Here is a 16,183-nt window from a genome sequence, read left to right on the forward strand (position 1 = left end):
ATAAAAAAGTAATTGTGGAATGAGGCACGACTTGCTAAAGTGATTATGACAAAGTCGCTCGGTAATTAGACCGACAGTTTCCCTTGGTAATCACAAACCCTCATGACTCATACTAATGATAAAACACAGAATTGGCATGCTCAATTTAGCCGAAGAACTTGGTTACTAAACCTAAATTCCGACGCAGAAACTGCAATTATTGTCTGATGCTGGCACGTCGTTTAAGCCTGGCAGGCTCAGAGCCTATCTTGACAACCGTTCCGATAAGTGCGCGGCTTCTTTTTGTGCGGTCCAACGGCGAGGATAAGGTCTTATGGTAGCTCTCAGCCAGATCATCCCATGACGTGCAAACGCTTAGCTTTACTTGGCGATTGTTGGGATCAAGTATCATGTCTGGTGCGCATCAAACCCTTAGAGGGTAAATTATTTTTGTCGTTTATAGCCACTCAGAGTGCGCAACTTTCGGGGTTATTTCACTGATTTGCGTGCACTATTGTGCCAAAATTCGCAACATTTATCTATACCATCAGTCGATTATACGTTCCGAATAAGCTCTGTTTGCTAAATGTCAGGTGCTACATTCATTTAAATTCTGTTGTTGCCGAATTAATCATCAACTCAGACGGTATATATACCCAACATTTCGCGTGACTGGTTGGTGATGTTAGCATGTGCATGGATGCGACAACTTCTAAGTTTTGCTATGGCTAATATAGAAGCTCATAACTATTTCTTCGCTACCAACAACAGTGCGCAGACAAAAGAAACTAAAAGACCCGACAATATCGGCGCCAATACTATTTCATTATCAGTTACCATGAAATATAGGTAAAGAATCAATGAAAATAACAGTGAAATAGTCATGAAAAGTTTTATCATATTTAAGCATCTTTTTTGGTAATTAATTTGAAACTGTAGCTGTTAAAATTAACCAGATCAATATTTAACCTCATTAATTATTCTTTTATTCTTTAATGATTTTTTCCAGTATTCCTTACCGGTATAAAAATTGTTTTCCGTCTGTGCATAAGGCATTCAAAGAACCCAAATATACGTTTCTTAAAAATCCTGAGTCGCTCTCAGAAACAAAACAACAGCAATTACTGACTCAGGTTATGACAAGAATGTTTTATAGAGCTAATTTGACTAAATTGGGTAACAGTGAAGGCACTGGTGGCGAAGATGATAGTCGAACCCGCAGTGAGAATGTATAATCTATTGTATTACAATAACTTATTATTTTATGTTGCCTGGAAATAAGCATAGATAGGCATCTTTTAGCATAGCCGGTCAGTAAACGGGAAAGCCATTATACAATATCATAGTGCCCACAGGCTACGGTAGGTTTCGTCATCTCCAGTGCTGTTCTATTCAGATAAGTGCCGCTTAATGCGCTTAAGTAGTTCACACCAACCGGTTCAATCCTGTAAACAATAACTTTTCATTTCTTGCACTTTCCAGGCAAGCGTGTCGCTGATTGACACTTCATGTCGGACGTTCCTCTCTTGTCTGGTGGTTGATACACCATCACTTTGGTACCTCGATGCCGTTTTGGGTAGTGAGCGTCCATTCCATTAGAACAGTCCGACCTAGAGTTGCAGGAAATCAATGATCAGGGATGGGTAACGTTCAAACCCAACAAAACTATGGTTGCCGCCGATTTCAATGGTTTGTTTGCTGAGCGCATATTTCTTTACTGCCTCTCGATAATCGAGCACTTCATCTCCTGTTTGTTGCAGCAGCCAGAAATCCTCAGCTTGATTAAGCACCTCTATGTAAAGATCTCTTAGCTCTTGAATGTGTTTTTTTTTAGAATATAGCTCTCCTGGCTATAGGGATTGGTCTGTTCGCCAAGATAATTTGTCAATAATTCAAAGGGCTTGACTGCAGGATTTACCAAGACTGTTTTACCACCATACTTGTAATTGAGCCAAGTTGCTAAATAACCGCCTAGTGAGCTGCCCACTACACCTATTTGACATTCGTGCTGGTGCTGATCGACAAGGCTTTGGGCAAGCAAGGCCGCTTGCAATGGGTAATTAGGTAATTGTGGGATGATTAATTTGATATCAGGTCGGTGCTGCTTACAATACTCGCGCATGACACTCGCTTTATGTGATTGCGATGAACTGTTAAATCCATGAAGATAAAGCAGCAAAGGTGACTTGGGCATCGAAATTATCTCGTTGACATTCACAAAGTCAATTTATTATTTAATTAAGTTGTTGGCGTATTAGCATGGCGCCGCGATGATGAACGATTTGCGGTTGCTCGAGCAAAACCCGCTGTTCTATTGGCTGTTGACTTTGGTACATTATTTCTTCGTTTTTTTGCTTGGCTAGGTACAGGTTTTTCGTCACTTGGTCTGGTACCGCGTCCAGTCCTTATAGGTTCGGCTGTAATGCTTGGGTCGGGTTCGAAACCTGCGACAATTTGGCTAGGCAAAGCGCGTTTGACTAACCGTTCTATATTTGCCATTAACTTGAGTTCATCCACGCACACCAGTGAAACCGCATCACCTTCTGCACCTGCTCGACCAGTACGACCAATACGGTGAACATAGTCTTCAGCCACGTTTGGTAGTTCAAAATTGACGACATGCGGTAAGTCGTTGATATCAATTCCGCGCGCAGCGATATCTGTTGCGACCAGAACCTGCAGAGTACCTGTCTTGAATTTAGCTAATGCTTGAGTGCGTGCCGTTTGACTTTTATTGCCGTGGATAGCAAGTGATGGGATGTCATTTTCTGTCAGAAATTTTGCCAGTTTATTGGCGCCGTGCTTAGTGCGGGTGAAGACCAATACCTGTGACCAGCAGTGTTTCTTTATCAAGTGAGCAAGCAGGTCGCGCTTGCGGTTTCGATCTACCGGATGTACCATATGTGTCACTTTATCGGCAACTGCGTTGCGATGGGCCACTTCAATTAATATCGGTTTGTTGAGAAGATTCTCCGCCAGCTCCTTGATTTCATCAGAGAAGGTGGCCGAAAATAATAAATTCTGTCGCTGCTTTGGCAGTAATGCAAGAATCTTTTTGATATCTCGAATAAATCCCATATCCAACATGCGATCTGCTTCATCTAGGACAAGAATCTCCACTTGCTCAAGAGAGAGCGTTTTTTGCTGTATATGGTCAAGCAGACGTCCAGGTGTAGCAACCAAAATATCCACACGGCTTTTCAAGCGACTGATTTGCGGGTTGATGTTGACACCACCAATCATCATCATTGAATTCAATTTCAGATATCTGCCGTAATTGCGCACGCTTTCTTCTACTTGTGCCGCGAGTTCACGGGTAGGTACAAGAATTAATGCACGTACTGGCGGACGTCCACTGGATGGCCCTTTGACTGTTTTATCAGACAGGCGGTGCAGAATAGGTAGCGTAAAACCAGCGGTTTTACCGGTGCCTGTTTGCGCGCCTGCAAGTAAATCAGCGCCTGCGAGTACTGCTGGGATGGCTTGCATTTGAATTGGGGTAGGTACAGTGTAGCCACATTCTGTGACAGCACGAATAATATTCTCGGACAAGCCGAATGATGAGAAAGACATAAAACTCCAACGGGGATAAGGTCGGTCTGTTCTACTGGTTCAGTATGACAGTCATGGTGAGTAGGTGATGAATAATGCAAAAAACCTAAATCATCTGATAAGAATTATAATATGGATTGATATAAAAAATAACTAACATTGTCTAAACTTACCAGTAAAAAAACAAATAATGAAAAAAATGTTGCCAGTGAATGTTGTAATAGTCGAATAAAAGCCCAAAAAAGATCATGCTCAAAATATCCCTTTCTCGATCAACCTGGTTTTCTTTTGTTCTCGGTCTCGGTCTGTGATTTCTGGTGTTTTCAATGTGGACACAAACGCCGATGTGACTGGTAGAATTCGCTATGCGGCGCATCGTCGTCGATGGCGGTGAATGAATGCTGGCACTCTTTCTCGGTGTTTCGGCTTTGCTGATGGCATTGGCGTGCTTAAGGGTGACGGTGACTCAACGTGCCCGGCGCTCATATCTATCCTGCTCGGTATTCCTTGCAGCACTGGTTCCTCTTTCAGGCTGATTGGTGCTGATTGTGAGAGAGATTCTATGAATATTTGCAGTTGTGCAAATCCTATGGAAGGCAACATTTTGTTCAAAAAACTTTTTTCTGTGTTGTCGCAGACGCTTTTTCGGTGCTAACTGAAACGAGCCAATTATGCAGGTGAACATTCCAGCTTTTCCGGTGACTAATTGTGTTGAATTAACACTGCGTTATTCCTGAGATTCTAAATTCACATTACTTATAGGAAAGTGGTATGGGCGCTATAAGCCTGTATCAGGAGAATAATTCCGCTACGTCTCATTGCCGCCGGCGCGCTTTGCCGTTACACGATAATAAATATAAGATTTTTATAGGTGGAAAACAATATGAACCAAAGACCCGAAATTATTATTTCATCACTTGATGCAGAACGTTTAGACAGAATGCTTGATTCCTTGGGGGATAAACAATTTCCGGGGAAGGATGCGCTTCTTGCTGAACTGAATCGTGCAGATATCGTTGCACCTGAAGAAATGCCGCCTGATATTGTTACGATGAATTCGACGGTTAATTTTAAAGAAATTGCATCCGGTAAAGTGTTTTCTTTAACGCTTGCCTATCCACATGGAAACCATAATAGTGATGCAACCGTTTCTATACTTGCGCCGGTGGGCAGTGCATTACTCGGGCTTAAAGAGGGTGATCAAATAGAATGGCCGAAGCCCGGTGGCGGCTTGTTGTCAGTAGAAATCATTGAAGTCGTGTATCAACCTGAACGTGAAGGTATATTTCACAGGTAATCAAGACGTTTTTACCGTACCAGGAGATGCTGCTATACCGAATAGTTTTTCATTGCTTCGCAATTACAAACTGACGTATGGTGGCAACGTTATCCTGCTTTGCGAGCGTTGAGTTCATGAGGCCATTTTCGTCATTGCTGGCTGAAGTGCGTGCCTGCACCATTTGTGAGTGCCATTTGCCGCTTGGCCCACGGCCTGTGCTTCAATTGCATCCAAAGGCAAAGATTCTGATCGCGGGTCAGGCGCCGGGTAGAAAAGCTCATGACTCGGGTGTACCTTTTGATGATGCCAGCGGTAAACGCTTACGTGAGTGGCTGGGTATGACCTGCGAAGTGTTCTACGACCCGGAGCTGATCGCCATACTGCCAATGAGCTTTTGTTTCCCCGGTACAAGTGATTCAGGAGATGTGCCGCCGCGATCCGAGTGTGCGGCTGCATGGCACAGACAACTTATGGCGCAGCTTTGTCATCTGGAACTCACCTTGGTGCTTGGACAGTACGCACAGGCGCATCATTTCGGTGAAACTGGTTCATCCCTAACCGAACGGGTGAAGTCGTGGCGTACTTATTGGCCGCATATGATACCGCTTCCACATCCTAGTCCGAGAAACAATCTTTGGATACGCCGCAACCCCTGGTTTGAGATCGAACTACTTCCGTCGCTTCGAGAGCGAGTGTCAGAAATTCTTATATGACGAACAGCAACAAAGCATGAAGCTAACGCAGTGTATCTGGATTCACTGAATTGGCTTAAATTATGTGCTGGTTTCGGTATTTTTGCTTAAATTGATTTGCGATTAAATGGGTGTTGACGGACACTGTTGGTTTGGACATTGAGGCTAATCAATATCATGAGTATCACTCATCAACTGCTGTTATTGATACGCATCACAAAATCCCGTAATATCGCGCGCCGTTATTTTGTGGTCAATGGATTTGATGGTGCGCTGACTATGTTGGGGTTACTAACCGGATTCTACGTGAGCGGTCAGAACACATTGCCCGTGGTGATCAGTGTGTGCCTGGGTGCTGCTATTGCATTGGGCATGAGCGGAATGACCAGCGCGTATATCAGTGAAGCGGCGGAAAAAAGGCGCGAGTTGAAGCGACTTGAAAGGGCCATGATTGCAGACCTAGGCGAATCAGCTTATGGGCATGCAGCTCGTTTGATGCCGTTTCTCATCGCTATTGTGAATGGCCTGGCGCCTTTCCTGATAGCATTGCTTATCATATCGCCACTGGCATTAGCGCACTGGCAGCCACAGCTTGTTCCCAATCCATTGGAAACTGCAGCAGTGGTTGCGTTCCTGATCATATTTTTGTTGGGTGTATTTCTTGGCCGTATTAATGGCCGTTTCTGGTTATGGTCAGGATTGCAAACACTAATTGTCGCAGCGATGACTGCGTTGCTGATTTATGTTCTGAGTCCGCTTAAATAGAATATTCAATACCTGTATTCGATAAGCCAATCAGATCAATATTCACTGCATTCAGATCGGTTTCGGCGGCAAGTACGCCGAGTTCCCCCGTTGTCATGCCATTATTCAATACATCGATAAATGGCTGTGCTTGTCCTGCTGTTGGTGGCGATCCTACGAGATTAGTCCACAGCAATGTGACGAATTTTTCAGGTGTGTTGCCACCGGCTATTTTGATTGCCAGTTCTGTAAGTTCTTCATAGGTCATGCCATCGTCCAGCAAATCAAGGCCAACGCCGACGAATTCAGGATTGCGTACATGCTCTCGGCCAAAAGCTGCACCCAGCACTCTGGCAACTTGCCCTGCGCTTGTGTTCAGGTCATATGCGATTCCAATGTCGGAAAACTGCAGTCGCTCAACATTGATCAGTGTATCCTGACCATCATCATTGGTTGTGCTGATGACCTCAAACCGATCACTGCTGCGTGTAATTGTATAACTTGCGATTGGATTTGAAAATATTGCTGTGTCCGATCCACCTTTACCGTCAAAAATATCGTTGCCCTGTAATCCTTCGAATATATTGACGCCGTCATCTCCGTCGAATTGATCATCAGCCGATGAGCCGATAAGTTGAGCAGCGCCAGCAACAAATTGTTCGATGTTGGTAAATGTACCAGCTGCTGACTTTGTATCCGTTATGAAATCAATTTCAAGATCAGTGTCTGTGCCGCTATTGTCTTCAAACACAGAAAAAAATGCGAGATCGTTGGTCGAATTGGCATAAGTTGCTTCTGCCTCAAGGACACCCTGCGGTGTGAGCATGACGTTTCCTGAATTGCGGGGTGCCGTGCCGGAGTCGTCTTTCCAAACGGGCTTGTCAAATTCAAGTTCAGCAACATAAGTACCTGCAACAGTATCAATACGTATTGTGCCGCCTAATGTGCCGAAGTCCAATACATCAATACCGTCACCGCCGTCAATTGTCATGTTACCCAGACCAATCACAAACTGGTCGTTACCTGTTCCGCCGATGGCGTTATCATCGCCGTCGAGTACAAGCACATCATTGCCTGCACGGCCATCAAGCATATCCGCACCCGCGCCACCGGAAAGCATATTGTCAAGATCGTTACCCAGTATCGTATCGTCGCCGTCTCCGCCGATAATATTCTCAATACCTGAAAGTGTGTCATTTTCCTGACCGCCGTCGAACAATCTGAAGCGTGCAATACCATCAACCAGATCAGCAAAAAGATGGCCGAAACTGGCGGTCTCAATTTCACCAAGATTACCACCTGGCGCAGCAAAAGCCCATGTAGCTGTATCAATGCCGGTGCCGCCGTTGATGTCGTCATTGCCCGCGCCGCCATGCAGTAGATCGTCACCGGTATCTCCGAATAATATGTCGTTGCCCGCGCCGCCATAAAGTGCATCCTCGCCGCTGCGGCCATAGATAGTATCGTTGCCACCGGCACCGATAATCCGTTCGCCCGCATTGCCGCCAAGCAGCATATCAGAATGGTTATCTGATCCGATGAGTTCTTCGATACCGGTTACAGTGCCGGAAAAGCGATCGCTGCCGTCGAAGGTGTCGACTGTGCCGGCAAGCAGGTCAACATTCAACCCTGCAAAAATACTGCGCTGGTTAGCTGAAAGGGTGTCGCGATCTGTGCCACCGTCAATTCTGACTTCTCCGCTTCGGAGGATAAAAATATCGTTACCCTGACCGCCCTTTGCCTGTACCAGATGGCTGGAGCCAGAGTCAATTTCAATGCGATCGTCACCTTCACCGCCGTCTACAAGGCCATCATCTTTTATCATGATGGTGTCGTCGCCCAGTTCTCCAAAGAGGTTGAATGAAGGATTGTTATCGCCGCCATTGTTTCCACGGATAAAGTCATTGCCGCCGCCACCGTAAACGGTGATTTCTCCCCGGTCACGCAAATCAAAATGGTCGTCCTGGTCGCCTGAGACATAAACGTCAAAATTTCCCACGTTGCCCGATGCAATTACTGAAGGACCAAATTCATTTTGTAAGCTGCCGTCAGGTGTTGCCAGTTCATCACCTTCCAGCGCATTGAATGCACGAAGCGTGGAACCGATAGAGCCGTCCAGCCGCACCAGCCAGCGCACATCAGGATTTTCCGTTAAATAGAGCGTATCAAAACCGCCGCCACCGTCGTAGTTGGCGCCGCCTGTGCCGGCATAGACAATATCATCGCCACTGCCGCCACCGACAAATCTTCCGGCAAGCTGTCCATATAATGTGTCATTACCGGCGCCACCGTCAATTTCGATATATTTGCCGGGCCCGCCGTATAAAATATCATTAAAATCAGAACCGATAAATTGTTCAATATTAATGGCTGTATCGGTTGCAATAACGGTGTTGCCGTTGGCCGACATGCGTTCAATTTTACCTGTTTCGGCAAATACCTGAACCGGACCGGGGGCTTCCTGAGAACGAGCTTTTGACCTTGTACCATCATTGATATATTCACGCTGGAGTATATCGAAAATATCGGAAGCATAGGTAATCGCATCAAAGTCACCTTCGCCGCCGTCGTAATAATTAATGAGTCCCGGAATTGTCTGGTCACCGGCAACCAGCGTATCGTTGCCTTCGCCGCCAAACAGTGCATCGTTCCCGGGGCCCCCGATCAGAATATCCTGGCTGGGTCCACCATCGAGTATGTCGTTGCCACTGCGGCCGTCCAGTACATCCCGGTCGGACGAAGCTACCAGACGGTTATTGGCGGCATCGCCAAATTGCACGGTCTGGCGGTGATCTTCAACTACGACGTTTTCAACGGAGCTTAACGTGGATGTGTTATTGCTGCCCGCAAAGATGGTGCCACGTTCCATATCGACATCAATCGTTGGGTTGCCGGATTCATTATTAACGGGAAACCGCCAGGTATCACTACCGCTGCCACCGGAGAAAAAATCTTCACCGCCGCTGAAAACGAGCATGTCATCACCTGTGCCGCCGTTCAGAATATCGTTGACGGGGCTGCCGGAAAGCATGTCATTACCACCGAAAGCGTTAATGGTAATGGTTGTGGAACCACCAAACAGAAAGTCTCTGTCCTCGGTACCATCCAGTACATTTTGCCCGGTAAGTGCCCTGAACACACTGTTCAATAATAGTGACGGTGTCAGGCTGAAATCTGCAAAAACAAATAATTCAATGTCTCTGGTTTCATCAACTCCATCAATGACCTTTGGGTTTGTTGGATACAGGTGGTTGAAGGTTAAGGCTTGACCGTCGTCTGATTGAGAATAACCATATTCAAGGAAATTACCACGGAGGACTGCGATATCGGTGCCATTACCGCCATCCAGAAGATCGTTGCCTGAGCTGCCAACCAGTATATCGGTGCCCGCTCCACCGCTTAAGGTATCATCGCCATCGCCCCCATACAATAAGTTATGACTGTCGGTACCTGTTATCGGATCGTCCAGTGGGGTGCCGATGCCAATCGGGCCGGTCTGTGTGTTGCCGACCGGTTCCGTCACCTGTTGTGTCAGACTGTCCAGCCAGGCGGAGATGCCCAGATGGTCTTCAAGCCGACCCAGTGGATCAATTTCCAGGAATGCTGTATCGAAATCATCCAGAATAGTGTCAAAAATGTCAGGATTGGGTAACAGTTTGTTTATTTTGTCTGCAGCCGAATTGATCACTCGGTTAATACCGAGTGTATCCATGATGTATTCGATTACCGGGCCGACAGTAATTTTAAAAATGAATCCGACTGCATCCAGTACGCCTTCAATCGGTTTGAGTACTTTCGAGACGGCATTCAGCGGTCCCCGCAAGAAACCGAGTGATGACGAGATACCATCGAATGCCAGTCTGACACTGAGCACCGGCAGGAAGGTCGCGCTGGGCACCGCGTTATCGAGTACTTGAGTTTTTTCTTTGACTTCAGCGAAAGTATCGTTGATTGCGGATATTGCTGCATTGGGTGGTGTCACTAATGCATCGGCGCCTGCTGCTGCTGGTGCTGCCGGATCGCCGTCAGGATCAAATTCATCCACTTTATCCAGCGCAGTGATTAACTGACTGACAGCGAGGGTGTTTTTGGTCAATATTTGTGCGGTGCCGGCAAGTTTCAAGTCAAAGCTTTCCAGCTTTTCCTGTGCCGCATCCAGCTTTTCTTCCAGCTTGCTGTCATCAATTTTCCTGGCCAGTTCCTTTGCCTTGTCTCTGACTTTTTTGGTGACGTTCTGGACACTGTCGAGCACTTTAGTGCCAACCTTGGCCAGAAACTTCAACGGCCCGGTCTTATCCATCAGTTTTAAGGTAAGTTTAAGCTTGGAGATGGTGTCGCTGAATTCGTCGGCCTTTCGCTGAACAGCATCAACGGCATCTATGGCCATCTCAACTCTGTCTATTTTATTATCAATATCCGCGACAAGTTTGCGAATATCACCAACATTAGTGTTTGCCTGCTTTAGATTATTTCCATACTCGCGTAGTTCTGGTCCTGCTGACATTTGTTCTCCCTGTTTTTTTGATTATGTGAGGCAGCATCAGTCATAATCAATTTTTGGTTTATTTTTTAACAGTATTGATTTTAATCTTTGTTTTCAGATACATTAGCCTGAAAGGCTGAGTGTTTTTTTGCTCGTTCTTGCGTGAGCGATTACCATGAGATCACATTGACTTAATCACATGGTTATTAAAAACTGCCGAGTTATAGTTGTAACTGCAGTTGATTGAATTATTGATTGCTAGCGATGTTGGAAATAACAAGCAAAAAACATGCCTGTATTTCAAATTGTTGAATTGTAATTGTTTTGTATTTTTTGCTGATGATGGGGCGTATTATGTGTAAAAGTTTTTTACACTTTTATAGTGTTTCCAATGTGCGGAGAAACACTATTGTTAAACAATGTAGCCCGGTGTTGGAATGTAGGAAGTTCAGTTGCGGCATTCAACAGGCTGGTGAGAATTTTTATGCGTACAGCAAGTTACAGAAAAAATTGCTGAATAAACGGAATTTACAGCATTTATTAAGCAGTCAGGATTTGTTGTGAATGCCGCAAAGACAACACAGATGTTTTCCCTCAGCCTGCCAGACATACTGTAAACAAGTGAAAAAAGTGTCGACTTGAATGCTTCATGAGACAGGGGAGCCAAGCTTGAGACCCACAATACCCGTCACTATCAAGCCAAGGCAAAATAACCGAAAAACATCTGCGGATTCGCCGAATAAAACAATACCGAATATCACTGTACCGATGATACCCACACCAACCCAAACTGCGTATGCTGTTCCCACAGGCAGTGATTTCATCGCTGTGCCAAGTAAAATGACACTTATTATTATTGCAAGCACTGTCCAGACGGTTGGCCAAAGGCGCGTAAGGCCATCGGAGTACTTAAGGCCAATCGCCCAACCAATTTCGAATAAACCTGCAACAATAAGAATAAACCAATTAGCATTCATAGAAACCTCTCTGATTTGTGGGGCCGTCCCCAATTGAAATAGAGAGGCGAGGTCGTCCTCACTTCTACAAACCTGGCGGATATCATATACGCATTTAAACATGATTATATATTAAGAAAAGAAGCAAAATCTACAATACCGGCCCAGTTGAAGCACTGCATGTTATTCCAAAGCAGAACCTACAGAATTTCGGGGATTAAATTCCGAGTATTTATTCTGAATCAGATTCATACGGTAATAGTCAAGCAGTGTCAGGTGGCACGAAAATCAATAATTTCCTGTTCCAGCACTGTCATATTTATTAACCCCGAACGATCTCTGATATTTTCAACAAAGTAAGGAAACAACAGCTATTTTGCTGTCTGATGGGATGCGACTTGATCCGGTTTTTGTTCTGCTATCAATGAGTCTTCCGCAAATTGTCTATGGATCTGTTTGTGTACATCAACCTGATCACGCTCCCGGAGCATCCAGTGTACAATTCCCAGCGCCAGTACCGCAAAACCTAGGGCGGCAATTTTGCTGGCCTCAGTGTTGACGAAGTCGAGTATGATGAATTTACGGGCCAAGGCCAATTGCGCAATTAAAATGACGGTTTTCACTTGGATGATATGGGCTTGGCGTTCCAGAACCTTGATGATGGAGTGATTGAATTCCATTGCAATTAACAATGTCATTATCATACCGAATATAACCTGGAACACCTGGTGGTTTAGAAGGCCAAACGACCCCAGCATCAACAGGTTAAATACTTCGCGCGCCAGATCCCACAGAGCGATCAAAATAATAATACTGATCAAGCCACTCAAAATCATCGCAACACTGTGTTCGAAACGTTCATAGAAGGTCATGACGTTCCAGTATTTCCAGGTATGGGGAACAGGTTTGCGCTTACGATCCGCAATATTTTTCATGATCATCATTGAGTTATTGAATTCCATTGAACAAGTTTGTCCATAACTGCGGATATGGATGCGGTTCAAAAATTTTCAAATATTCATGTAGAAAAAACTGTCTGAGTATGCGGTACCGGAGTTTTGGACTGGATTCACAGGGATGTGCATAGTGCTGTAAATTCACGCACTAGCTTTCGAAGCGGTGCAGTCGCATGCGCAGCTGTTCGATTTGTTCGAGCAGATCTATTGCTAATGCAGCGCCTGCAGTATTGACGCCGAGATCTCTTTCCAAACGTTGCGCACAACGAATCCGTCGGACACTGACGCCACGGAAACGCCAGCTACCGGGGTTGCGGCCATGCGGTTCAATGACGCCAAATTCCACCAGTGAGAATACTGTCTCCGCGGGTAATTGGCAGGTGTCACATAACTCCGCCAGTGTCAACTCCACATCCTCTTCCAGGATGTCGCCGGACAATAACTTCTGTAATTCTTTACTCATCGTCATATCTCCAGGTGGGCGCGCGGATTGAATTTGAGTGCCTTCTCGAACTGCGTATAAGCAGCTTTTGCCGCATCCGTATCCGCTTTCGGCAGAACAATTTTCAGCACAACATACAGATCGCCCGGTTCACGGGCCGGAATGCCGCGCCCCTTCAGACGCAGTTTGCGATCGCCCGGCGAGTTCGCCGGAATTTTCATGTCCACAGTGCCGGATGGCGTTGGAAGCTGGATGGTCGTGCCAAGTGCCGCTTCCCAGGGCGCTACAGGCAGAGTCAGATAAACATCTTTTCCTTCCACCTTATAAAAAGGATGCGGTTGAAATGCTATCTCCAGATAAAGATCACCTGCATCGCCCTGGCCGACACCGGTGCCACCCTGTTTCGTCAGGCGGATGTTTTGCCCTTGACGTATGCCCCTGGGGATACGCACATTGAGTGTGCGTTCTTTCAGTTGCGGCCTGCCGTCAGGCCCCAGTTCGGTATGCTTCAGGGTGATGGTACGGGTGGTGCCATTATAAGCGTCTTCCAGATCGATCATTATTTTGGCATGGGTATCTTCGCCGCGCGCATGCATCTCGCGCCGTGCACCGTGGGTATATGTCCGGTCGAAGCCGCCACGGCCGAACAGGCTTTCAAAAAAATCGCTGAACTGCTCGGCACCGGCACCGGTAGAGCCGCCGCCATGAAATTCAAAACCCTGATTCCAGTCGGGCGGCGGCCTGAATTCCTGCCCGGTTTTCCAGTTGGCGCCGAGTTGATCGTAGGCGGTTCGTTTCTCCGGGTCCTTCAGTACTTCGTAGGCTTCGCCAATTTCCTTGAACCGTGCTTCTGCATCGGGTTCCTTGCTGACATCCGGATGGTACTTGCGCGCCAGTTTGCGGTAGGCGCGTTTGATTTCATCCTGAGTCGCATCGCGTTTAACGCCTATAATTTGATAATAGTCTTTGAATTCCATGTCTGATCAGTCTCATATAACTTTGGGGCACTGTTGCCCGGCACTACGACAATCGCCTGGTATCAGCGTGTGGCATCTGAATAGTCAGTATAAGCACTAAAATAATATAAACAATAGGTTTGGGTTATTCAATTATTTCATGGTGCGCAGATAATGACGGCCTTGGGAATCTGGAATAAATACTTTATGATTAATTTCGTCAGCTAAAAGCATTTATCCAGAGAATACGTGAGTTCGCCATTCTTAAAAAATGACATGGTTGAGCGCGTAAACAATCTATGTAATTCTAAAAAAATGTATATTCGTAAACACACCATAATTCCTGAAGAATTCCCTGAAGCCTGGGTATCCGACTGGGGCGAGGATGAGTTCGGGTTATGGATGGCGTTTACCTACCAAGGCGTGCGGCAGGTATTCCGCTGGTGTGAGCCGGGGACGTTTTTGATGGGATCACCGGAGGATGAGCCGGAACGATATCACGATGAATTGCAACATGAGGTCACATTGACTAAAGGGTTCTGGATTGCCGACACGCCGGTGACACAGGCATTATGGCAGGTATTAATGGGTAATAATCCTTCTGAATTTAAAGGTGAAGAGCGTCCGGTTGAAAATATTGGGTGGCAGGATGCGCAGGCGTTTATCGCCAAAATGAACGGATTGAAACCTGAACTGAAACTCTGCCTGCCGACTGAAGCGCAATGGGAGTATGCCTGCCGTGCCGGGACGACGACACCATTCAGTTGGGGCGAGCAGATTGATTCAACACTGGTTAATTTTGATGGAACGCGCCCTTATAACAATGGCAGCACAAGCGAATACCGGAAGCAAACCGTCGAAGTGAGCGCACTACCGTGTAATGACTGGGGTTTATATCAGATGCATGGCAATGTATGGGAGTGGTGCCAGGATTGGTATGCGGACTATCCGGCGCAGCCGGTCATTGATCCGCAAGGTCTGGAATCAGGAAAGAGCCGTGTGCTGCGCGGCGGCTCGTGGATCCGCCTCGGCGGGTACTGTCGTTCTGCCCGCCGCCTTCACAACGAGCCGTCTTACCGCAGCTTCAATACTGGCTTTCGTCTTGCCCGAGGTCACTGAGCTCAGGTCAGGTTAAGGAGCAGGCCAGCAGCCGGTTGACCGTAGCGCGACGGAGCGCGACGGAGCGCGCGCAGGCTCAGGCGGGGGATGGGCTGCAAAGCCTGCTATTGAGTCTTTTTTTGATCTTCGGGTTGTCCTGGCTAGGGTATGAAATGTTACTCTATATTCTGCACCTGCTCGCGCATCTGCTCAATCAATACTTTCAGCGCCATAGCGGTTTTAGAGATTTCGATATCAGTGGATTTTGAGCCAACGGTATTGGCTTCCCGGTTCAGTTCCTGCATTAAAAAATCGAGCCGTTTCCCGACGGGGCCGCCTTTGTTGAGAATGCGATCGACTTCATCCAGGTGCGTTTGCAGACGGGTGAGTTCTTCATCAATATCTATTTTTGCCGCAAAAATTGTGATTTCCTGTCGTATCCGGTCATCGTCCGGGTTGTCGAGCGCTTCCTGCAGGCGTGTGTTCAGTTTTTCTTCAAAAGCGGCTATCAGCGCAGGAATTCGCGGTGATGCCGCGGTAAGTTGTTGATGCATTTGTGCTGCACGTTCTAATAATATGGCCTTTAATTTGTCGCCTTCACGCGCGCGTGCCGCCTGAAAATCCTGCAGTGCGTCCTTTAATAATGCCAGGGTGCTGTTGTGTAATTCATCTGTCGAGAGTGTATTGCCGCCAAGCATGCCCGGCCAGTTGAGTATGGTGGCAACAGACAGGCTGTGTGCATCGGGCAGTGCGGATTTGACTGTCCGATCCAGTTCCACCAGCTTTTGCAAAAGCGCTGTATTGAGCTGCTGTGGGTTTTCAGTGCTTGCCAGGGGTGTGAAATTGAGGCGGCATTCTATTTTTCCGCGATTGAGTTTTTGTGCGATCTGTTCCCGCATGACGGGTTCCAGTGCGCGAAAATCATCGGGCAGGCGCAGCTGAATGTCCAGGTAGCGGTTGTTAACGGCGCGCAGTTCCAGGCTAAGGGCACCATAGGGTGTTGTCCGTGATAGTGCGGCATAGCCGGTCATGCTGTTGATCATTGC

12 protein-coding genes and 1 pseudogene are annotated in these 16,183 nt (G+C 46.7%); 4 read left to right on the forward strand and 9 right to left on the reverse strand.

Annotated features, from left to right (window positions below):
* Positions 1–196 precede the first annotated feature (196 nt).
* From C8R11_RS15925 to C8R11_RS12185, 3 genes and pseudogenes are all read right to left on the reverse strand, one after another.
* Positions 197–391 (reverse strand): hypothetical protein, encoded by a 195-nt coding sequence (locus C8R11_RS15925; RefSeq protein ID WP_146159111.1) that lies wholly within the window; start codon positions 389–391, stop codon positions 197–199.
* A 1,198-nt stretch (positions 392–1,589) separates the two neighbouring features.
* Positions 1,590–2,173, reverse strand: a pseudogene (gene yqiA, locus C8R11_RS16520) (esterase YqiA).
* A 44-nt stretch (positions 2,174–2,217) separates the two neighbouring features.
* Positions 2,218–3,552 carry a DEAD/DEAH box helicase gene (locus tag C8R11_RS12185; protein ID WP_107795943.1) on the reverse strand — a complete coding sequence of 445 codons (1,335 nt, stop codon included), beginning with the start codon at positions 3,550–3,552 and terminating at the stop codon, positions 2,218–2,220.
* 862 nt (positions 3,553–4,414) lie between these two features.
* Between C8R11_RS12185 and rnk the strand changes: the two genes are divergently transcribed.
* The 3 genes from rnk (at position 4,415) to C8R11_RS12200 (ending at position 6,267) form a co-directional block, all read left to right on the forward strand.
* Positions 4,415–4,828 carry a nucleoside diphosphate kinase regulator gene (gene rnk, locus C8R11_RS12190; RefSeq protein WP_090696725.1) on the forward strand — a complete coding sequence of 138 codons (414 nt, stop codon included), beginning with the start codon at positions 4,415–4,417 and terminating at the stop codon, positions 4,826–4,828.
* A 116-nt stretch (positions 4,829–4,944) separates the two neighbouring features.
* Positions 4,945–5,523 carry a uracil-DNA glycosylase family protein gene (locus C8R11_RS12195; RefSeq protein WP_107795944.1) on the forward strand — a complete coding sequence of 193 codons (579 nt, stop codon included), beginning with the start codon at positions 4,945–4,947 and terminating at the stop codon, positions 5,521–5,523.
* A 156-nt stretch (positions 5,524–5,679) separates the two neighbouring features.
* Positions 5,680–6,267 (forward strand): VIT1/CCC1 transporter family protein, encoded by a 588-nt coding sequence (locus tag C8R11_RS12200; protein ID WP_107795945.1) that lies wholly within the window; start codon positions 5,680–5,682, stop codon positions 6,265–6,267.
* On the opposite strand, the gene C8R11_RS12205 is transcribed toward C8R11_RS12200, so the two are convergent.
* The 5 genes from C8R11_RS12205 to C8R11_RS12225 all read right to left on the reverse strand — a co-directional run bounded on the left by C8R11_RS12205 (position 6,260) and on the right by C8R11_RS12225 (position 14,060).
* A complete protein-coding gene (locus tag C8R11_RS12205) occupies positions 6,260–10,750 on the reverse strand; it encodes a calcium-binding protein (RefSeq protein WP_107795946.1) in 4,491 nt (1,496 codons plus the stop codon). The genes C8R11_RS12200 and C8R11_RS12205 overlap by 8 nt on opposite strands.
* Positions 10,751–11,376: 626 nt before the next feature.
* A complete protein-coding gene (gene sugE / locus C8R11_RS12210; RefSeq protein ID WP_107795947.1) occupies positions 11,377–11,706 on the reverse strand; it encodes a quaternary ammonium compound efflux SMR transporter SugE in 330 nt (109 codons plus the stop codon).
* Positions 11,707–12,056: 350 nt separating this feature from the next.
* Entirely contained in the window at positions 12,057–12,620 is a 564-nt protein-coding gene (locus C8R11_RS12215) for a phosphate-starvation-inducible PsiE family protein (protein ID WP_146159112.1), read from the reverse strand.
* Positions 12,621–12,789: 169 nt separating this feature from the next.
* A complete protein-coding gene (locus C8R11_RS12220) occupies positions 12,790–13,104 on the reverse strand; it encodes a chaperone modulator CbpM (RefSeq protein WP_107795949.1) in 315 nt (104 codons plus the stop codon).
* Between the two features lie 2 nt (positions 13,105–13,106).
* Positions 13,107–14,060 carry a DnaJ C-terminal domain-containing protein gene (locus tag C8R11_RS12225; RefSeq protein ID WP_107795950.1) on the reverse strand — a complete coding sequence of 318 codons (954 nt, stop codon included), beginning with the start codon at positions 14,058–14,060 and terminating at the stop codon, positions 13,107–13,109.
* A gap of 228 nt (positions 14,061–14,288) precedes the next feature.
* Here C8R11_RS12225 and C8R11_RS12230 point away from each other — a divergent pair, with 228 nt between their 5' ends.
* Positions 14,289–15,158 carry a formylglycine-generating enzyme family protein gene (locus C8R11_RS12230; protein ID WP_219908599.1) on the forward strand — a complete coding sequence of 290 codons (870 nt, stop codon included), beginning with the start codon at positions 14,289–14,291 and terminating at the stop codon, positions 15,156–15,158.
* Between the two features lie 155 nt (positions 15,159–15,313).
* On the opposite strand, the gene C8R11_RS12235 is transcribed toward C8R11_RS12230, so the two are convergent.
* Entirely contained in the window at positions 15,314–16,180 is an 867-nt protein-coding gene (locus C8R11_RS12235; protein ID WP_107795952.1) for a YicC/YloC family endoribonuclease, read from the reverse strand.
* Positions 16,181–16,183 lie beyond the last annotated feature (3 nt).

Source organism: Nitrosomonas aestuarii (genome assembly GCF_003046585.1).
Taxonomy (GTDB): Bacteria; Pseudomonadota; Gammaproteobacteria; order Burkholderiales; family Nitrosomonadaceae; genus Nitrosomonas; species Nitrosomonas aestuarii.

Bases quoted from the DNA above. Each gene is read 5' to 3' on its own strand.
- C8R11_RS15925 (WP_146159111.1), bottom strand. From the start codon at position 391: ATGATACTTGATCCCAACAATCGCCAAGTAAAGCTAAGCGTTTGCACG.
- C8R11_RS12185 (WP_107795943.1), bottom strand. From the start codon at position 3,552: ATGTCTTTCTCATCATTCGGCTTGTCCGAGAATATTATTCGTGCTGTC.
- rnk (WP_090696725.1), top strand. From the start codon at position 4,415: ATGAACCAAAGACCCGAAATTATTATTTCATCACTTGATGCAGAACGT.
- C8R11_RS12195 (WP_107795944.1), top strand. From the start codon at position 4,945: ATGAGGCCATTTTCGTCATTGCTGGCTGAAGTGCGTGCCTGCACCATT.
- C8R11_RS12200 (WP_107795945.1), top strand. From the start codon at position 5,680: ATGAGTATCACTCATCAACTGCTGTTATTGATACGCATCACAAAATCC.
- C8R11_RS12205 (WP_107795946.1), bottom strand. From the start codon at position 10,750: ATGTCAGCAGGACCAGAACTACGCGAGTATGGAAATAATCTAAAGCAG.
- sugE (WP_107795947.1), bottom strand. From the start codon at position 11,706: ATGAATGCTAATTGGTTTATTCTTATTGTTGCAGGTTTATTCGAAATT.
- C8R11_RS12215 (WP_146159112.1), bottom strand. From the start codon at position 12,620: ATGAAAAATATTGCGGATCGTAAGCGCAAACCTGTTCCCCATACCTGG.
- C8R11_RS12220 (WP_107795949.1), bottom strand. From the start codon at position 13,104: ATGAGTAAAGAATTACAGAAGTTATTGTCCGGCGACATCCTGGAAGAG.
- C8R11_RS12225 (WP_107795950.1), bottom strand. From the start codon at position 14,060: ATGGAATTCAAAGACTATTATCAAATTATAGGCGTTAAACGCGATGCG.
- C8R11_RS12235 (WP_107795952.1), bottom strand. From the start codon at position 16,180: ATGATCAACAGCATGACCGGCTATGCCGCACTATCACGGACAACACCC.